The sequence below is a fragment of the Acidaminococcus fermentans genome (genome assembly GCF_009696675.1).
Taxonomy (GTDB): Bacteria; Bacillota; Negativicutes; order Acidaminococcales; family Acidaminococcaceae; genus Acidaminococcus.
Map to the genome: position 1 here is coordinate 69,002 of NZ_VULN01000001.1, position 20,428 is coordinate 89,429.

Genomic DNA, 20,428 nt, shown 5'->3' on the forward strand with positions numbered 1-20,428 from the left:
TGCAGGTTGAAAAAATAAGCCTTCTCGTCCTAAGACAAGAAGGCTTCTAATAACTGCTTCTAGATAAAAGTCCCTTTCTTAGTCTCACAGGACTAGGTTAAAAGGTGATTCTTTGAAGTTTTTTCTAGTGTAGCACGGGGGAAAAGAAAAGTCAAGGCGGGAGAAAAATCACACCCGGCCCCTCCGGGCCTGTCAAAAGTCAGACGTCAGTTTTTCCGGTTCAAGTAAGCAATGACCTTGGGCGACAGTTCCACCCGCAGGGTCCCCAGGGCGTAGCACCCCAGTTCATAGGGCCGGTAGATCAGGGCGATTTTTCCTCCGCCCTCCAGGAAATAATTGTCGCTGATCTTCAGCTTGTCCCACATGAAAGAATCATTGGCAAAGGTCTTGCTCAGCGGCACCGGCTCATTTCGGCTGTTGTAAATGGGCTGGGACAGGATCAGGCTCTTGTCCGCCGTACTGATCCGGACAAAATAAGGAAGAGGCAGCTTCTCCCCTGTCACCTTGCTGTAAGTCAGCCCCCGGGTATTGGTGTACCCATGGGCCGCCCCCTGGCTGTACCGGAAATCCGCCAGCGTGAGAGAAAGCAGCGTCCCGTCCTCATACTGCACCTGGTAAGAAAACCTCCCCCGGGTGAATTTTCCGGCCGCATAATCATCCCGGAACCCGGCTATATATTGGTAGATATCCGAATTGATCCGGTCCTGGGCCTCCTGATTGCGGTCCACATACACAATGGGGTAGCTCATCTTGTAATTGGCCTCGTCCGCCACATGCTTCTCCACGCTGGCCTCCCCCATCCCCAAAGGCAAAGCCAGCAAACCCGCCAACACAATCCAAGTCAGAAATTTCCCACTCTTTTTCATGATCAATGCCCCCATTTCAGGATAAACACTCACATACCACTTCGTCCATACCATTATTCTACCATAATATATGCCAGTAGGATGGTGAAAAGGGGTCAGCCGCTTTTTAGTCTCACGCCTTTGCCACCGACAAAAATGCCGCCAGAGCCGTCCGTTCCCCCCCCTGGACCCCGTCCATCCGATTGAAAAATGCCGTCTCCGCCGGACTGATGACAACAACGATATTCTCCGCCTAATCAACGACAACCTCCTCCAATCGGTCGAACAAACAACATCCGATCCCAACGCGGTAGGGGTGCGCCGCAGGCACACCCTTCCCGGCCTCCTGGCTGTTTTAATCCGACTGAGATTGGCGATTTTAACCCGACTTCAAGAAGTAACCTGGTTTCATAACCACTTAGCCACCTAACCACTCAATCACTTTTCACTCCCTATAAACTGGTATTGATTAAACCTGCAATTCCAAAATGTATATAAATAGTTCCCGATTACTCTTTGAAGTACCGGCTGTTCATCCCCGCATGCGCGGGGTCCACAAGATAACGGCTTTCCAGGGCTTCCCGCCCGTAGGATCATCCCCGCATGCGCGGGGTCCACGGATAACAACGATGTTTTCCGCCAGGTGTATATCGTACACCTCAAAATCCCTAAAATTTGCGGTCAGAAAATAGGTTAACCTCAAAAATTGCGATTTTTGAGGCTTGATAATTATCTTTACATTCATATTATAATGGCATCGTCCATAAACAACAATACAGGCGCAGGTGTCTCCCTTGTCCCTTTTTCTCCGTCCCGTAGGGGCGGCAGGCCCGGCCGCCCGCATCTGCAAACGCTGCCTCACGCTCAACGTCTCCCGTCTCACGCCAAAGGATGCCAGATGCCGGGCATCTGCCTTTGAACATAAAAAACGGAGGCCGGGAAGGGCTCCCCTCCGGGAAGCCCCTACGCCGTCTCCGTCGAGCTGATGACAACAACGCTTATTCTCCGCCTGGTCAACGACAACTTCCTCCAAATTGGTTGAACAAACAACATCCGATCCCAACGCCGTAGGGGTGCGCCGCAGGCACACCCTTCCCGGCCTATCGGAGGGCAAAAAAAGTACAGAAAACAGAATGCAGAACAGCCTGATAACGTATTTAGTATAGTTGTCTTCTATATTGATAGAAATTTAAATAACTGATAAACTCCAAAGAAATACCTTTATCATAATTTAATCCACGTCCCCATACGTTGTAGTTCCCTGCTGATTATTGGTTTGGTATAATTGAGGGCAAGGGCTTCCCCGATGCGGAGCCGTTGTAGTTCCCTGCTGATTATTGGTTTGGTATAATCCACGCATTTGTCCTTGCAAGGTCAAGTATGTTGTAGTTCCCTGCTGATTATTGGTTTGGTATAATGACGAGGACCACCTGTACATCAACGAAAAGGTTGTAGTTCCCTGCTGATTATTGGTTTGGTATAATAGAAAATCCGGTTATGAGCTATAACTGCGAGTTGTAGTTCCCTGCTGATTATTGGTTTGGTATAATTTACTTTATGCCAATGCACCAGTATGTAATGTTGTAGTTCCCTGCTGATTATTGGTTTGGTATAATCGACGCCAATGAAATCACCATCGGATGTAGTTGTAGTTCCCTGCTGATTATTGGTTTGGTATAATGAAGCAGGGTATCAACGCAAGAGCGGTCTTGTTGTAGTTCCCTGCTGATTATTGGTTTGGTATAATATATATCTATTCGTTAGATTATCATGTCGCGTTGTAGTTCCCTGCTGATTATTGGTTTGGTATAATCCGTGTCTTCTGTGAATTCACAGTGCGTATGTTGTAGTTCCCTGCTGATTATTGGTTTGGTATAATTCAGCTTTTTGAGCATAGCCACTGGCAGTTGTTGTAGTTCCCTGCTGATTATTGGTTTGGTATAATGGGGAAGGTACTCATGATCAGATACAAGAGGTTGTAGTTCCCTGCTGATTATTGGTTTGGTATAATCTACGGGGAAATATGGGTACAGCCTAAACAGTTGTAGTTCCCTGCTGATTATTGGTTTGGTATAATTGGAAGCGATGAAAAGGCTCAACCTTCCGGGTTGTAGTTCCCTGCTGATTATTGGTTTGGTATAATGTGGCAAAGCGGCGAAGATGTGTTTGATTGGTTGTAGTTCCCTGCTGATTATTGGTTTGGTATAATGATAAAATCCTTACTGACGTCCGCGTTTTAGTTGTAGTTCCCTGCTGATTATTGGTTTGGTATAATGTTTTGCTTAAAGTCAAACGAAGCACTAAAGTTGTAGTTCCCTGCTGATTATTGGTTTGGTATAATTGTAATCAGCAAAAGCCCTTGTGTCATCTGGCACAAGGGCTTTTCACTTTTTTCAAAAACTCCTGTAAAAAAGAATTTTTGAAGCCTTATTCGGTTGTTTTCAAAAAACGGAAACATGCTCTGTATCATAGGCCTTTTCTTCGGGCAGATATCGTCCCACCAGCACATCAATCGCTTCATACTGTTTTTCCGTCAGAACAACCATTCTGACGGACCCATTATCCGGCAGCGCACCCATCAGGCGCTGCCGATGCTTTTCTACAGCATCCGGCCCGTTGCAGATCCGTGCATAAACGGAATACTGCAGCATATAATACCCATCTTTCAAAAGAAAGTGGCGGAATTTTGAAGCCACGTGCCGTTGATATTTTGTCTTTACCGGGATATCAAAAAGTACAAGTATACGCATAAATTTATTCATATTGATGCTGTCTCAGCTGAACCAGTTCAGGAATCATCAGTTCTTTCCCTTCCTGCTGGCAGATCCGCATAAAACTCTGGATCATCCGTTCTGCGCCATAATTCAAGCTGTGTATTTGACCCCCTGAAAGCACGTCCACTCCTAACAGATTCACCAGCGCGTGCTTCAGATCCGGTGTCAGATTATCATCCCCTGTCATGTGGTTCAACACAAACAAATCAACAACCGGCCGCAGCGGCTCCATAAAATCATCCGCCAGGTTAAAGCTGTTGTACTTATTGCAGTGATGGATTCCCTTGATAACCATGAATCCATACCCTGTAAGCAGCCTGGCAATCAGCCCCCGCATAATGGCATACCCGTAATTCAGTCCATTGTTTCTTCTATCATCTCCTGTTCTGGTAAACTTTTCCCCAAAGGCCCTGCGGAAATAGTACCGGGCAGCAGTTGCCTCCACATTGTGGATGTCCCCACTGGTTACTGTTTTGGCCAGTTCCATCAGGTAATGGTTTCCTTCTTCATCCCCTCTTTCCTTCAGGCAGCGGCCCTGATTCTGGATTTTGGCCATCACAATCTGCTTCCAGACCTGTTTTGTCTGGGGAACAGATAGCTGCTCCTGTTTTTCGATAACCACAGCATTGGTGGAATTTTGATAAAAGGGCAATACCACTGCACTGGGAATATGCTGTTTGTCGCACAGATAAACCGTCACATTATTGGATACCAGTTGTCCCAAAGCCGCAAGACTGATTCGACTCTGCTGGTTTTCCAAAACAATGGCACTGATATCTTCAATGGGTACTTTGTTGTTATTCTCATTGAGGATAATCAGCTGGTCTTCTCTGCAGGATAAAGTAGCAGCAGAAGCAATCACAATATTGCGATATCCCATTGATCAAAACCTTTCTCATTCATCATCGAGCTTTCTGCTGAATAGTAAACTTTTGACGGACTTCTTTTTTTACAGGATGAACCTCTCCCAGCACATCTACCTGATATTTTTTTATTGATTTTAACGTTTTCACCCCCAAGCTCAATTTCTGATAACAATTATCGTTGGTAATAACTTTAATTGATCCATTAGCAATGCCCGTCTTTACATAATATGCAAAAATTTGATTGCTTTTAATTTCTTTTAACAAATCACTGTCTGGATTTACTAGTGAAAACGAAATCTCTTTTTCGGCCTCAATTTTAATCAGGTCATTGGGATACAAAGAAAAGAGAAAATCTTTCTCATCCATAATTTTCCAGTTTTGATATGGTTTACCAGGTGTTACTGCTCTCTGCGGTAATTCCGCTTTTACTGTATCCGCTACATAAACAGGCACTAGGTAGTATCCTTCCCCCTCCACCTTAAACACATCCACACGGACCATACTGTCGTTTTCCGCAACTCCAGTCTTCCCTTCCACAGGAACTGCCAAAGTCGCTTTTGCCTGGATTTTTACCTTTTTAACCAACGGACCTTGGGAGCCATCTGCTTTAGGCTTATAAAACGGTTCTTGAAATGCATCTTTGCCGTCACCCTTAAAGTCTTCCAGTCGTGTTTTCAATGCCTCATACAGAAGCCGATCGCTATCCGGATTATAATAATCCGTAATTTCTCCATCCTTTCCCAGTTTCAAACTGTTCAGCGGCACTTTCGAGACCGTAATTCCATCCGCAATATGTCTGGCACTGCGGATAGTGTCTTTATGGGCAGCTCCTGTCACCTTTCTTCTAGGCATACGGGAAACAAAAATCGGCTTGATGTCATTCAAATCCTTGTTCATATAAAAGGTCAAACCAGCCAATTCCCGTTCCGGGTGCGGAGAACAGCGAGCCTCCAACTCCTGGCGGAATCCCTCCCATGGAAGCGGAAATCCTTTCAGTACTTCCCCAGTAGATTCATTTACCAGACGGCTTCCCCGTTCATCCACATCATACGTGTTTTCTCTTTCTTCCGAATAAAGCGTCAGATCACGGATCATCTTATCGGTGGTGCAGGCAATGACTACCGCATCCACAGCATGGTGCTTGTCCCCATTGGCCCGAATCTTACGGATACCCCAGCGTTTCCGCAAATAGGAAGTAATCATTCCATTGACAGCCAATACCCGTTTCTTTTTCCCTGTTTCAGAAGGGGCAAATTCCAGATGGTCCCGAATGAAATTATACATAAACCGGGAAATATATTTCGTGTCACTCAGATTCCGTTCCTTAAAGCCGGACATTTCTTCTTCCGTCATTTTTTCTTTCAACAGCCTTTGCCGTTTCCGATAATCCCGGACATTGTTGCCAACCCATACTTTGAACCTGTCTGCCGTATCCTGCCCATATTTCTTTAGAAGATATTGATAGGGCAAACGGTTTCCCTTATCCCGGTTTTCTGAAGAAAACACCAGAACCTTGTTTTTATAGCTGTCATCAAAGCTGATGCTGTAGGGAACGATATGATCGATATCCACATATCCGGTTTCAAACAGCCGCTCTGGCGCTATAGATTTTTGAGAATAAGGACTCTTCCCATCCTGTTCCTTCCACAATTTCCATTTCATAAGATCCATACCTGAGGGATTCAATCTTTGATAATTCTCTTTAATTTCCTGCATCAACCTGTCATTTCGGCTCTGATTGGCTTCGTTATCATCTTTAATTTTCTTCCGTTCCTGAAAATCTTTGGCCATTTCTCGAGCCAGTTCCACATTGACATACAAGGGACTGCTTCCCTGCTTCCGGATAATGGCATTGACCACTTTGATGGTCTGGCCGATGGCACGGCGTACCACTGGATTGGTTATATCTTCCAGTTCCGGTGCATTGGCCGGCAGCAGGAACGTTTTATCCTCTTGATGGGCCCGAAAATCATATCCGGCCGCTTCGCAGGCTTTATCATAGGTCATACCCTGTTCCAGAAAAGGTGTGATCTTTCGGATCGCCTTCAATGACAAATGGGAGAACTTGCTGGCACCGTTCAGTTCCAACAGAGCTTCTATGGCTTTGGGTTCGATTCGCAGCTTTCCCAGTTCCTTCCGCCGGGCATCATCCCCTTTATAAAAAGCAAGAATCTGACCAATTTTGTCCAACTCATCCAAAGTATATTCCTTAATATCAATCTGAGCTTTTGATTTCAGGATTTTCCGCATCTGATGATAGAACGGCAGGAAATTGAATTTGGCTTTTTTCTCAGTATCCTCACGAGGTTCTTTGGTACTGTAAGAAACACCCTGGAACCGATATTCCGGAGAGATCTGCAGTGTTTCCCGGATTTTTCCAAAACGCAGGTCTGCTTTGTCTTTTGCCAGCGCAATGACTTTTTCCCGTTCTTCTTCATCCAGTCCCCGGTTGTCTTTAGCAGAGCTCAAACGCAAATGGTTCACTTTCTGCAGAAGATTGAAATATTCAAAAGAATAACAGACTTTGGGAGCTCTCTTCTCCGCAGGTTCCCCATTGCTTCCATCTTCAAAAGTACAGGTCCCTACCTTGTTCAGAATCTGATTTCCCCCGTAATGGCTGTTTCCTCCAGGTCCCTCATCAAATTGTCTCTGGCTCAGCAGGATGGAAAGATAGGAATTCTGAAAATCTTTATTCAGCTTGCTGTTCCCCAGCTTTTCCTGAGTTTCCAGGATTTTGCGTGCTTCCTCTTCCACCATGCTGCGGTCTACCGTATTGAGATAATTTCCGCCTCGGTTCCGCTTATATTCTGCGTAGCGGGAATCTTTGAAGAACATTTCTCCTACCGTCCGATAGCGGTTTTCTTCCATGGTTTCCTGATTCAGACTGATGGCCTTTTTTAGTTCCCCTGCTTCTGCACTTTTGGATTCAGCTTTCCGATTGCTTTTAAATCCCCGGCGATGGGCCAGATGCAGCAGGACTCGTGCCACCTCTTCATCCGTCAGCCGTTCATCCAGAGCCTTAACACGGAGAGCATATACATCTTCCAAATTTCCGTCATACAGATGATACAGTTGTTCTTCCGTCAACAGTCCATCATTGATAAAGAGATTCCGCATCCGTTCCATACGATGTCTGCGCCGGCGCAGACGGCGACGCATACTTCTGGCTTCTCTTCTGGGCAAAGCAAGAGAAGCCCCGGTTTTAGGCTGTTCTGCTGCATCAAAAATCCGGCTGCCCAAATCCATAATTCCCCAGGGATTTTCTTCATGATCCAGAGCCAGCACGGCCCACCCCACCGATCCGATACCGATATCCAGTCCAATGCCATACGCCATAACCCTTCCCGCCTTCCTTCAATTTTTTTCCAATAAAGAGATAACGCCTTGCCGAATGGCAAGGCGTTAGAGCTCCTCGGTGTGTTACCTTATCATAGTAACCCACTGATCATTGGTTTGGTATAACCGAATTTATTATAACGCACTTACCATATAAAGTAAAGAACATTATGAATATTTTATCATATTTTGCTTTTTTCTTCACTCAAAGACTGTTTATCCTTAATTGAACCTTTTCTCCTTCTACTATACCACATTCCCTGTGTAAAAAAACTCCCAGTAAAGAAATTCTCCCAACACAAAAAGCCGGAGGCCGGGACGGGCTCCCCTCCGGGAAGCCCCTACGCCGTCTCCGTCGAACTGAGGATAACAACGATATTCTCTGCTTGGTCAACGTCATTGCAGGGTACCGGCCGTTTAGCCGGCCCACATTCGTCGGTTCAACGATATCTCCGTCCGCTCGGTCGACCAAACAACATCCGACCCCAACGCTGTAGGGGTGCGCCGCAGGCACGCCCTTCCCGGCCTCCTAGTCGGGCAGACCCAATTATCCTTAAAGTGAAGAACGTTGCAGTCTATCACATCCGTATTCATTCCTGATTCTCCATTCTAATCCATGCCCCCGTATGGGGGCGACAAGGGATGTGTGTCGATTTCTCCATCCATGACGTATTTTCAATCTATGCCCCCTTGCGGGGACGACAGGCCCGGCCGCCCGCATCCGCAAACGCCGTCTCACGCCAAAGGATGCCAGATGCCGGGCATCTGCTTTTGAACATAAAAAACGGAGGCCGGGACGGGCTCCCCTCCGGGAAGCCCCTACGCCGTCTCCGTCAGACTTCGGTAGAATAAACAACATCCGACCCCAACGCCGTAGGGGTGCGCCGCAGGCACGCCCTTCCCGGCCACTTGTTGTTTTCATCCGACTGAAATTGGCGATTTTAACCCGACTCTAACAACGCTTGCATTTTCTCTGTCAATCCTATATGATTATATGAAATAATTTACTGAATTATGCATTAAATAAAATGGTCAATTTTTAGCACGTTGACATTGATATATAAATTCTATATAATGGAGAACAAAGGAGTGCTGAAATCTCTACGGGGATCAGTGCGAATACCTTCTCCATTGTTGGAGAGGGTATTTTTTTATGGGTAAACAAAAAACATTTAAAACAATAGAAGAACAAATTTCATTATTAAAAGCAAGAGGTTTAATCATTTCAGATGAAGCGTATGCTGCAAATTACTTGCTGAGTAACAATTATTACAACATTATAAATGGGTACAGTAAATATTTTATATCCAAAGGAGATACTTATTTACCTGGTGCAAACTTTGATGAAGTCGTCTGTTTATATTCATTTGACCGCGAAATCAAGCAGGCTTTCTTTAACAAAATTCTCAGCGTTGAGGGGCATTTAAAATCCATCTTTGCCTATCATTTTGCCAAAAAATACAGGAATACCCCCTATGCCTACCTGGATACCGCATGCTATGACTCTAGTAAAACACTATCAGTTGTAACAACCATTTACCACCTGTCTGGCATTATAAATCATTATAAAAAACAACCAAACAGCAGTATCGCCCATTATTTAAAAAATTATGGATCTGTTCCTATCTGGGTGCTCATCAACTATATGGATTTTGGCGAACTTCGCCACATGATATCTTCAGTATCTACCCAGCTTCAAAACTCAATAGCCCATGATATGGAAACTTTCATCCAACAAAACCTTCAGAAATCTGAAATTTTCCCACCTGAAACGATGTTGAGTTTCATCGAAAATATCAATGATGTAAGAAATATCTGTGCCCATAATAACCGTTTGATTGATTTTAAATGCAGAAGGGACTGCAAATACTGGTTTCCTCTTCATTCATCAGCAGGCTTAACCGCAAATGATTATCGTAACACTATTTATTCCGTTTATCTATCCATGCAATGCTTCCTCAACAGTGGAGAGTTTAACGTTTTACACAATTCATTGGATTTTCTAATGCAAACTTTAAACAAAAATTTAAAGACAATCTCTGCCAACACGATTATTCAAACACTAGGTTTTCCAAAAGACTGGTTCACCCCCACAAGCTAATAACCCCGCATCTGCAAACGCCGTCTCGCGCCAAAGGATACCAGATGCCGGGCATCTGCTTTTGAACATAAAAAACCGGAGGCCGGGATGGGCTCCCCTCCGGGAAGCCCCTACACCGTCTCCGTCGAGCTTATGATAACAATGATGTTCTCCGCCATGTCAACGTCATCGCAGGGCGCCGGCCATTTAGCCGGCCCACATTCGTCGGTTCAACGACATCCCCGTCCGCTCGGTCGAACAAACAACATCCGATTCCAACGCTGTAGGGTGCGCGCCGCAGGCACACCCTTCCCGGCCTCCTGGTCAGGCAGACCCAATTATCCTTAAAGTGTAGAGATGGTCAGCCCGCTTAGGAAATATCCTGTTTGCCTCCGGCAAAATGTCGCCAGAACCACCCATTTATCCGGTTGCCCTGCCAGTGGAGGCACTGGATCAAAGTCAGCGGACCAGTTCCAGCGAAATATTCCCCTTTCCCAATAATATGTCTTTGGATCGATGGAAAAGCAGCCAACCGTTCTTCCATCTCACACAAGGTATATCACGCTAAAGGGACCCGGCCCCAAGCCATGGTCACTCCATAGCGGCACACATGTCCCCGTACGCACAGGGTACGCCCAATTACTTCTCGGCTGTCTCTTCTGGCTCTTCCAGCCGTTTGTAAAACTTCTCATAACTTTTCCTTGCTTCTTTTGTGGCCTTGTCAGTGAGCTTGTATTTGCCCTCATACACATCATAGGTATACCACTCTGGATTTTCCAGAAACAGCGGCCGATTGTCAAAAATCATTACTTTATCATTCCTTTCTGCTTTAGCCATTTGGTCATGGCCTTGCCCAGATCAGATTCATCCCCGCATGCGCGGGGGCCACCCAGTAAAGAAATAATCTCCAAATACAAAAAACCGGAGGCCGGGATGGGCTCCCCTCCGGGAAGCCCCCTACGCCGTCTCCGTCGAACTGATGACAACAATGCTATTCTCCGCCATGTGTATATCATACACCTCAAAATCCCCAAAATTTGCGGTCAGAAAATAGGTTAACCTCAAAAATCGCGATTTTTGAGGTTTGGCATTTCTTCTCATGTGTATATTATAAAGGTATCGCCTATAAATAACAATACAGGTGCAGGCCGCCCGCATCTGCAAACGCCGTCTCGCGCCAAAGGATGCCAGATGCCGGGCATCTGCTTTTGAACATAAAAAACCGGAGGCCGGGACGGGCTCCCCTCCGGGAAGCCCCTACGCCGTCGACCTCGGACTTATGACAACAACGATGTTCTCCGTCTGGTGAACGTCACTGCAGGGCGCGGCCCACACGGGCCGCCCTCCTTTGCCGGTTCAACGACATCCCCGTCCGCTCGATCAAACAATCAACATCCGACCCCAACGCCGTAGGGGTGCGCCGCAGGCACGCCCTTCCCGGCCACGGGCTGTTTTAATCCGGCTAGGGTTGGCGTTTTTTAACCGACTCTGACACAGGGAACTGAGCTCATAAGCAATTGGCCACTTAATCACTTTACCACTCAGCCACCTAACCATCTTACCGGAACCCTTAGGCTGCTTATTGATCTATGATTACAGTGGCTCACTTTCGATGATATTCACAACTGGGTTTTAATAAGCTCCCTCAACTACTCCCTAAATCCCGGACCCAAATCATCTCTTCTCAAGCCAAATTCCACCACAGCCTTCAAATATCCTAATTTATCCCCCGTATCATACCGTTTCCCCTGAAAATTGTACGCATATACATGCCCCATATGAGCCATGACCCGCAGGGCATCTGTCAGCTGGATTTCCCCGCCTTTCCCCGGCCGGGTCTCTTCCAGGATCTCGAACACTTCCGGGGTAATCACATACCGCCCCAGAGCCGCAAAACGGCTGGGGGCTTCTTCCATTTTGGGTTTCTCCACCATATCCTGTACTTTCAGCAGGAATATACTGAATGGTAGGCTTATCCACAATAGGCAGCATTTCCTTGGGCATGGCTTTGGTTTCCGGCAGAAACCGGGTACCGAAGCCGGCTGCGGGGATTATGGCCTTACGGATTTTTTGCATGAGGAAGCTCCTTTTCGGCATAAATTTATGACTTTAGACTTCATCTGTTGATTATAACGTATAGTGTTAAATCTAGCTATCATAATTTACACAAAGGTGTGAATACTTTTCTTACTTTGTATTCAACTTCAGAGAGTCGGGAATTATGCTAATAAAACTACTATAAGTACAAATAAAAGCGCCCATAAGTCCAGTTTTAATGCAATGTTAAACATCTTATATTTATTAACAGCAATTCTGCTATTAATAATAATATCTTCAGCTAAATCTTGCACACATTTATTCGCTTTAGATTCTTTACGCCCGTAATTAAGATTTATACATTTTATATATTCTTCAGTAGCTTTAAATAATGCAATGCTTCTATAAAAAATCAAATTCTGAGTATTAGAATTCGATACGTCTAAGGAGAAGAGATAAAAGGGGAACTATACACCTCACAAAGCAAATGTGGTATAATATGCTGTAACTTATGGTCTCAATCTATTTCTATCTGTTATAGGAGCTGACGTGATGACAAGCAATAAAAACAGGAACTGGAGGAACCCCTTCGGTTCGTCTTCCCCCCACAAACGGAAAAAGCTGGGCGGAACAATCTTTTCTGCCCTGATGGCCCTGGTGCTGGTGGGCTTCCTTTCGGTGGCTGCCTTCTTTGCCGTGGCCAAATTCACCACCGCCAAGATCCTTACCAAGGATATGGCTCCCATGGCCTCTTCTCAGTTCTTCGATGCCAAGGGCAACCTGATCACCACGGTGGATTCGGAAGAAGACCGGATCCCGGTGACCATCGACAAGGTGCCCAAGAACCTGCAGAACGCGTTTCTGGCTGCAGAAGACATCCGGTTCTATGAACACGGGGGCATCGACTTCCGGGGCATCGGCCGGGCCATCTACACCTACATCCGGTGGGGCGAGGTCCAGGGGGGCAGTACCATTACCCAGCAGCTGGCCAAGAACTACTTCCTGACCCAGGAACAGACCCTGAGCCGGAAGCTCCATGAAGCCTTCATTGCTCTCCAGATCGAGCAGAAGTACACCAAGAAGGAAATCCTGGAAATGTACATGAACCAGATTTACTTCGGCCAGGGTGCCTACGGGGTGGAAACCGCCGCCAACACCTATTTCGGCAAGCATGTGGAGGATCTGGACCTGGCCCAGAGTGCCATGATCGCCGGGATTCCCAAGAGCCCCAACTACTACTCTCCCCTGTCCAACCCCAAGGCCGCCAAGGCCCGGCAGAAGACGGTGCTGGAGCAGATGGCCAAGTACGGGTTCATTACCAAGGAACAGGCTGACAAAGCCTATGCGGAACCTCTGACCTACAAGAGCCTGAATGAATCCCCCGGCTCCAAGAAATACTTCATTGATTACTGCATCCAGCTGCTGGTGGACAAATTCGGTCCGGATGCCGTATACAAACAGGGTCTGAAGGTGTACACCACCCTGGATCCGGAAATGCAGAAGGCGGCGGAAAAGGCGGCAGCCCTGACCCCCACCTATTACACTGACAGCAACAAGCTGAAGCAGCCTCAGAGTGCCATTGTGGCAGTGGATCCCAAGACCGGGTACATCAAGGCCATGATCGGAGGCCGGGGCACGGACCAGTTCAACCGTGCCGTCATGGCGGAACGGCAGCCTGGTTCTTCCTTTAAGCCTTTCGTTTACATGAACGCCATGGAACAGGGTGCCACTCCCAGCGATACCGTCCAGGACTCCCCCATCCCGGGAGACTGGAACCCCCAGAACTATGACCGGAGCTTCCATGGCACCGTGTCCTACCGGACGGCACTCACCTATTCCTACAACGTGCCTGCCGTCAAGGTGGCCATGAAGTACGGAACGGAAAAGACCCTGAAACTGGCCAAACGGCTGGGGATCACCACCCTGGTGGATGATGACGACAACGCGGCCATGGCCCTAGGGGGCCTGACCCACGGGGTGACGCCTCTGGAAATGGCCGGTGCCTATGCGGGCATCGCCAATATGGGGAAATTCAACAAACCCACTCCCATTGTAAAGATCCTGGACCGGAACGGCAAAGTGCTCTATGAACACAAAACCAATCCCACCCAGGCTGTGAAACCGGAAACTGCCTACATGATGATTTCCATGATGGAAGACGTTATGACCCGGGGTACTGGCCGGGGGGCCGCCATCAACCGTCCCTGCGCCGGGAAATCCGGGACCACTGACACTTACCATGATGCCTGGTTCGTGGGCTTTACGCCCAACCTGGCCTGTGCCGTATGGATCGGGGATGACAACAACGAATCCCTGGGCGGCATGACCGGTGGCGGTGAGCCGGCCACTCTGTGGCGGACCTTCATGAGCAACGCTCTGGAAGGGGTGCCGTCGGAAGACTTCGAGACTCCGGACGGGTTCAAGATGCCTGCTCCCAAGTATGAAGCTCCCAAGGCCCAGCCCAAGAAGGAAACCACCAAGAAGAAGGATACCAAGAAACAGAGCAGCAAAAAAGAAGACAGTCTGCCGGGAGACGGAAACGTTCCCCAGCCGCCCCGGTCCGGGAAGAGCTCCACACCCCCGCCCGTACGGCCGCCAAAGCAGTGATAATGAAAAAATCCCCGTCGCAAATGCGGCGGGGATTTTTTTGTCAATGGTCAGCGGAGGGCCGAGAACAACAAAGAACCCGTCCCCAAAAGGGGCGGGTTCTTTTCTTCGGCTGTTGCCGCGGCAGCAGCCTTACCGATTGTTCTTGAAGAAGGCCAGGGCCACTTCGGGGAACAGTGCATAGGACAGCACGTCTTCCACAGAGGCGTTGGGATAGCCTTTGGCGGCCAGGTCGGCTTTCATCTTGTCCATTTGCGGCGGAATGTCGTCGGCCGGTCTGTGGGTGATGGGAGCGATCGTGGTCTTGCCGGTCTTCTTGACGATCCAGCGGCGCACCACTTTCTTCAGATCTTCGCTGATAGGCCCCGGAGTCTTGCCGTATTTGCCCAAAACAATGTCCTGGATTTCTTTGGGGATCATTTTGTACCGTCCCATCATTACGTTCATGGTAGCCATGGTGCCAACGATCTGGCTGGAAGGAGTAACCAGCGGAGGATACCCCAGGTCGGCCCGGACTCTGGGCACTTCCTTCAGCACTTCTTCGTACTTGTCAGCCATACCCATCTGGGTCAGCTGGTTCAGCATGTTGGACAGCATACCGCCGGGGATCTGGAAGCTCAGGACCTTGGGGTTGATGCTGATGTTGCTGGGCAGGTTGAAGGTCTTCACCAGGTCAGCACGGACTTTCTTGAAGTGGTCCGCAATGGGCCCCAGTTTATCCATGTCGATGCCCGTATCTCTGGGAGTCCCTTTCAGGGTGTATACCAGGGATTCAGTGCAGGGATGGCTGGTGGTTTCCGCAAAGGGAGACAGAGCCGTATCCACAATGTCCGCACCGGCTTCGATGCCCTTCAGCAGAGCCATGGAAGCCATGCCGCTGGTGCAGTGGGAATGTACATCGATAGGAATATTGATTTCTTTCTTCAGGGCTTCCACCAGGGAAGAGCAGGCATAGGGAGCCAGCAGGCCGGACATGTCTTTGATGCAGATGGAGTCAGCCCCCATTTCCACCAGTTCCTTGGCCAGCTTCAGATAGTCGCTGTCCTTGTGGTACGGGCTGATGGTGTACACCAGGGTGCCCTGGGCATGAGCGCCGGCAGCCTTGGTGGCTTTCATGGCAGTTTCCAGGTTCCGGGTATCGTTGAAGGCATCGAAGATACGGATGATGTCGATACCGTTGTCCACGCTGCGTTTTACGAATTCGGTGACCACATCGTCTGCATAGTGGTTATAACCCAGGATGTTCTGGCCACGGAGCAGCATCTGCAGCTTGGTCTTTTTCACATGTTTCCGGATGGTGCGCAGCCGTTCCCAGGGATCTTCATTCAGGAACCGCAGGCAGGAGTCAAAAGTGGCGCCGCCCCAGGCTTCCAGGGCATAAAAGCCGCAGTCATCCAGTGCTTCCAGTACGGGCAGCATGTCGCTGGTGCGCATACGGGTGGCACAGAGGGACTGATGGCCGTCTCTGAGAACCGTTTCCACGATTTTAACGGGCTTCGGATTGTTCATTGCTCAACCTCCTATAGGTAAAGAACCGACTAATGGTTTTATACAATATCCATTATATCATACAACTGTCCTGGGGGGTAATACATTGTACTTTATTTTAATTATTAGAATGTTCTTATCTCAGTGTGAAGCTTTTCGTTTCCGGAATTCTTCCCACATGGCAGTAAGCCGGGCCGGATCATCCAGGATGGCGCCGCAGGCACCGGCCAGGATCCGGCTGCCGTACCCGATGGCTTCATGGGCGGCTTCCGTCTTCCCGGCTTTCAGATAGGCTTCGGAATGGGCCGGAGTTCCTTCAGGCACAAAGGCCACCCGGATGCAGGTGCCGGGCATATGGTACAGGATGATGCCGAAATCCGTGGAACCGGTTTTCTGCCGGGGTTCGGACAGCTGGGGCGCCCCGAAGGCCCGGGCCTGTTCCATCACCAGGTCGTTGAGGGTAAGGCAGGGAATCTTGGCGTAGAATTCGTGGGTTTCGGTGATGGTGTGGGTGGTGCCGGTCATAAGGCAGGCCCCTTTCAGGATGTCCAGGAACCGGGGTTCCAGACTCCGGAGGTAGCCGGTGTCATAGGACCGGAGTTCATACTGGGCCAGGGTCCGGTCAGGGACCACATTGGCCGGTCCCCCGGCATCCCGGACGGTGTAGTGCATCCGGGTGTCGTCCTTCACATGTTCCCGGAGAAATTCCATGGCGTTGAAACTGAGGATCGCGGCATCAAAGGCGCTGCGCCCCTGTTCCGGACTCATGGCCGCATGGGCCCGGACCCCGTGGAATTCCACAGTGTAGCTTTTGTTGGCCATGCTCTTTATATCCACACAGGTATTGGGGGCGGCGTGCATCATCAGGGCAATGTCCATGTCCTGGAAGCAGCCGTTTTCCATCATCACGGTCTTGCCCCCGATGGTCTCTTCCGCCGGGGTCCCGTAGATTACCAGGGAGAAGGGCACCCCGGTGCCCTCATACTGGTCCCGGACCGCCAGGGCCGCCCCGATCACGGACGGGCCCTGGAGATGGTGGCCGCAGCCGTGGCCCATGCCTTCCAGGGCATCGTATTCACAGAGGAAGCCCAGCCGGGGTCCTCCCTCCCCCTGTTTCCAGGTGGCCCGGAAGGCGGTGGGCAGGGTCCCCACTCCCTTTTCAACAGTAAACCCCTGTTTTTCCAGGTAGTCTTCCAGCAGGGCGGAGGATTTCACTTCTTCCAGGCCCACTTCCGCCCAATCGTAGATACTGTCCGCCAGGCCGCACAGTTCTGCCCGGCGTTTCTCCCAGCTTTCGGTGATTTTCTTTTGATCCATGGTTTTCTCCTTTTTATCGGCTGTACCGGCGGTACCAGTCCAGATATTCCCGTTCCACGTCGGCAAAGGGCCGCACCTGGTAATCCACAGTCAGGTGCAGGGTCCCCTCCTGTTCCCGGTTTTCCGGATGGTCCATCAGATGATGGAGATCGCTGAACATAAGCGCCCGGTCGATCTGCTCCACTTCCGCCGCCTCTTCCCGGGTAAGGGGCCCTCCCAGGAACCGGTCCAACACCGCCTGGAGCAGGGTGTTTTCCAGTTCCCGGTACCGGGGCATGTTTACCTTGTAGGGATGGGGCACATCGGACAGGTAACATTCCGTGGCGTCGTGGAGCAGGGCCGCCAGGATCACCCGGCGGCTGTCTTCCCGGGCGGCCGCTTCTTTGGCCGCCGCCAGACAGTGCTGACCCACGGAATAAAAGGTCCGCACGTGGCCGTTGCCCCGGCACAACAGGCTCAGGGCATGGGCAATGTCTTCGATCCGGATCTTCTCCGGGTCCGGATGGAGGGGATCGAACTGGATCCCGGTATAGGTGGTGATTTCCCCGTCACTCATGGAGTGAGGCCTCCTTTGCTTGTTTTCCGTTTCACCGCTTCAGGAACTGGTCCCGTGCCGCCGCCACCTGGCGGATATGGTCCGCCACCGTGGTGCAGCAGCCTCCTACAGCCACTGCCCCGGCCTTCATGTAATCCAGGGCGTAGTCACCGAATTTCCGGTCCGTCCCCACCCCATGCCAGGTCTTGGTCACCGGGTCGTATTCTTCTCCACTGTTGGGGTAGACGAAGATGGGACGGTCGGAAGCGGCTTTCAGTTCTCCGATCAGGCTCACCAGGTATTCCGGTTTGGTGCAGTTCACCCCCAGGGCCTCCACTTCCGGGAACTGGCGGACCACTTCTGCCGCAGCTTCCCGAAGGGGCGTCCCTTCGCAGATGTGGTGCCCGTCCCGGCAGGAGAAGCTCACCCAGAAGGCAGCTCCCAGGTCCCGGGCAATGGCGGCTTCCACCAGGGCTTCTTCCAGGGAGGGCTGGGTCTCGAACAGCAGTACATCGGCCCCGGCCTGCCACAGAAGCTCTGCCCGGCGGCGATGGAATTTTTCCAGATCAGCCTGGGAAACCCCATAATGGCCCCGATATTCGGACCCGTCTGCCAGATAAGCCCCGTAAGGCCCTACCCCGGCCAGGCACAAAGGCCAGGCCCGGCCGGCGGCTTTCCCTTCCTGGTCCCACCATTCCTGCCGGGCTTCCTGGAAAATGGTTACAGACCGGGTGATCAGATTTTCCGCTTCCTGCTCTGTAAAGCCGTTGGCCGCAAGACCGGGAATGGACGCCTGGTAGCTGCAGGTGATCCCGGCATCAGCCCCAGCCCGGAAGTAGTCCAGATGGACCTGCTTCACCAGTTCCGGCCGGTCCGCCAATACCCGGGCGGTCCACAGGCTGTTGTTCAGGTCGGCTCCCAGATTTTCCAGGGCTGTGCCCATGGAGCCGTCAATGACCAGGATCCGGTTCCGGTCCAGGATATTCTGCAATGTCTGTCTCATACTTTCTCTCCTTCTCCCCTCTTCACTCTTCTCTTTGTACTCTTCACTCTTCACTCTGCACTCTTCCCTCATCTTCCAGGGTCCCATAGGACACCACCGGAGGATTTTCTCCCTGTTCTTTGGCCGGCAGGAACCGGAACCAGAAATCGTTGAACAGCCGGAAAATCTCCTTCTGCTGGGTCACAATGAACAGGATGGTGATCATCACATAAATGGCGGACAAAATGTCCGTCATGGCCCATAGGGCGTCAGCCCGGGCATGGTAGAGCACCACACAGGGCACCATGTAGTAGAACATATAGAGCCGGGTGCCGATTTTGTTCCGCTGGGTATCTCCAAAGGCGTAGTTGACGGATTTTTCACAGCTGTAGTACATGCCGATGATGGTGGTCCAGGCAAAGACCGTAATGGCCAGGGCCAGGAACCAGGCCCCCGGCTCCCCGAAAGACACCCGGAAGGCGGCGGTGGTGAGCCGGGCGCTGTCCAGGCCGGGGAAATCCGTATAGGCGTGGGTCAGGATCAGGGAAAGGGCCGTCACGGAACACACCACAATGGTATCCAGGAACACTTCTCCCCACCCCCAGGAGGCCTGACGCACCGGGTGATCCGTCCGGGCCGACGCATGGGCAATGATTCCATAACCGGTGCCTGCATCGTTGGAATACAGCCCCCGGGCGATGCCATAGCGCATGGCGTCCTTCATGGTGGCTCCGGCAAAGCCTCCGGCAGCAGCCGTGGGACTGAAGGCACTGCGGAAGATCAGGGCCAGGGCACCGGGGACTTCCTGCCAGTTCTGGATCAGGATGGCCAGGCCCCCCAGGATGTACAGCAGGGCCATGACCGGCACCACCCGTTCCATCACCCGGGAGATCCGCTGGAGTCCCCCGAAAATGGTGGCAAAGCAGGTGATCCCCAGAAAAGCCGCCGCATATTCCGGAGGGATCCCGAAAGCTTCCTTCAGGGCCCCCACCACAGATTCGGTCTGGACGCTGCAGGTCCAGGGACCCAGGGTAAAGCAGGCCACGGACAGGAGCAGCGCCCCCCGTTTCCACCCCAGGGCGTTTTTCATCACAAAGGACCGGTCGCACATGTATTCGTCCATGGATTGGGAATATTTCACCCGGAACCGCTGGCCCAGGATGATTTCACAGGCCTTGGTGGACATGCCCAGGCAGCCGGACACCCACATCCAGAACACGGCCCCCGGTCCCCCGGACACAATGGCCGTGGCCACCCCGCCGATGTTCCCCACCCCGATGGTGTTGGCCATGGCGGTACAGGCAGCGGCAAAGCCGGAAACCGTGCCGTGGCCTTCTCCCTTCTGGAACATTTTGCCGAAGGTATTCCGGAAATGGAACCCCCAATGGCGGAAATTGTAATAGAAATGGAACCGGAAACTCAGATACAGCCCCATGCCCACCAGGATCACCGTCATTGGTGTCCCCCACAAAGCATCTGCAGCCCCCTGCAGCAAAGAAAGCAGCAATCCCTTCAACTCCTTACAAGTAATTTACATTCTATAATATCAGTTGGAACAGAC

12 protein-coding genes, 1 pseudogene and 1 CRISPR repeat array are annotated in these 20,428 nt (G+C 50.6%); of the genes and pseudogenes, 2 read left to right on the forward strand and 11 right to left on the reverse strand.

Annotated features, from left to right (window positions below; translation table 11 throughout):
* Positions 1-206 precede the first annotated feature (206 nt).
* The 4 genes from FX155_RS00330 to cas9 all read right to left on the reverse strand — a co-directional run bounded on the left by FX155_RS00330 (position 207) and on the right by cas9 (position 7,821).
* Positions 207-785: a PdaC/SigV domain-containing protein gene (locus tag FX155_RS00330; RefSeq protein WP_195839582.1), complete on the reverse strand. Its 579-nt coding sequence runs from the start codon at positions 783-785 to the stop codon at positions 207-209.
* 1,310 nt (positions 786-2,095) lie between these two features.
* A CRISPR array of direct repeats spans positions 2,096-3,186; the repeat unit is 36 nt; unit sequence GTTGTAGTTCCCTGCTGATTATTGGTTTGGTATAAT.
* 100 nt (positions 3,187-3,286) lie between these two features.
* A complete protein-coding gene (gene cas2 / locus FX155_RS00335; RefSeq protein WP_154487298.1) occupies positions 3,287-3,607 on the reverse strand; it encodes a CRISPR-associated endonuclease Cas2 in 321 nt (106 codons plus the stop codon).
* Complete coding sequence (gene cas1, locus FX155_RS00340) at positions 3,600-4,499, reverse strand: type II CRISPR-associated endonuclease Cas1 (protein WP_154487300.1); 900 nt, start codon at positions 4,497-4,499, stop codon at positions 3,600-3,602. The genes cas2 and cas1 overlap by 8 nt, the downstream gene beginning before the upstream one ends.
* Before the next feature lie 22 nt (positions 4,500-4,521).
* Positions 4,522-7,821, reverse strand: a complete 3,300-nt coding sequence (cas9, locus tag FX155_RS00345) for a type II CRISPR RNA-guided endonuclease Cas9 (protein ID WP_154487302.1) — start codon at positions 7,819-7,821, stop codon at positions 4,522-4,524.
* A gap of 1,153 nt (positions 7,822-8,974) precedes the next feature.
* On the opposite strand from cas9, the gene FX155_RS00350 reads away from it, so the two are divergent.
* Positions 8,975-9,922, forward strand: a complete 948-nt coding sequence (locus tag FX155_RS00350; protein WP_022486610.1) for an Abi family protein — start codon at positions 8,975-8,977, stop codon at positions 9,920-9,922.
* Between the two features lie 618 nt (positions 9,923-10,540).
* Here FX155_RS00350 and FX155_RS00355 read toward each other — a convergent pair.
* Positions 10,541-10,738: a hypothetical protein gene (locus FX155_RS00355; protein WP_154487304.1), complete on the reverse strand. Its 198-nt coding sequence runs from the start codon at positions 10,736-10,738 to the stop codon at positions 10,541-10,543.
* 812 nt (positions 10,739-11,550) lie between these two features.
* Positions 11,551-11,977, reverse strand: a pseudogene (locus FX155_RS00360) (sugar phosphate nucleotidyltransferase).
* Between the two features lie 513 nt (positions 11,978-12,490).
* On the opposite strand from FX155_RS00360, the gene FX155_RS00365 reads away from it, so the two are divergent.
* Positions 12,491-14,545 (forward strand): transglycosylase domain-containing protein, encoded by a 2,055-nt coding sequence (locus FX155_RS00365; protein WP_022488164.1) that lies wholly within the window; start codon positions 12,491-12,493, stop codon positions 14,543-14,545.
* A 132-nt stretch (positions 14,546-14,677) separates the two neighbouring features.
* Here the strand turns inward: FX155_RS00365 and FX155_RS00370 are convergent, their stop codons facing one another.
* From FX155_RS00370 to FX155_RS00390, 5 genes are all read right to left on the reverse strand, one after another.
* Positions 14,678-16,054 carry a pyruvate carboxylase subunit B gene (locus FX155_RS00370; protein ID WP_022488163.1) on the reverse strand — a complete coding sequence of 459 codons (1,377 nt, stop codon included), beginning with the start codon at positions 16,052-16,054 and terminating at the stop codon, positions 14,678-14,680.
* A gap of 120 nt (positions 16,055-16,174) precedes the next feature.
* Positions 16,175-17,350, reverse strand: a complete 1,176-nt coding sequence (locus FX155_RS00375) for a M20 family metallopeptidase (RefSeq protein WP_022488162.1) — start codon at positions 17,348-17,350, stop codon at positions 16,175-16,177.
* A gap of 13 nt (positions 17,351-17,363) precedes the next feature.
* A complete protein-coding gene (locus FX155_RS00380; protein WP_022488161.1) occupies positions 17,364-17,906 on the reverse strand; it encodes a hypothetical protein in 543 nt (180 codons plus the stop codon).
* A gap of 31 nt (positions 17,907-17,937) precedes the next feature.
* Entirely contained in the window at positions 17,938-18,888 is a 951-nt protein-coding gene (mmuM, locus tag FX155_RS00385) for a homocysteine S-methyltransferase (protein ID WP_022488160.1), read from the reverse strand.
* A 43-nt stretch (positions 18,889-18,931) separates the two neighbouring features.
* Complete coding sequence (locus FX155_RS00390; protein WP_399508478.1) at positions 18,932-20,323, reverse strand: alanine/glycine:cation symporter family protein; 1,392 nt, start codon at positions 20,321-20,323, stop codon at positions 18,932-18,934.
* Between the last annotated feature and the right edge of the window lie 105 nt (positions 20,324-20,428).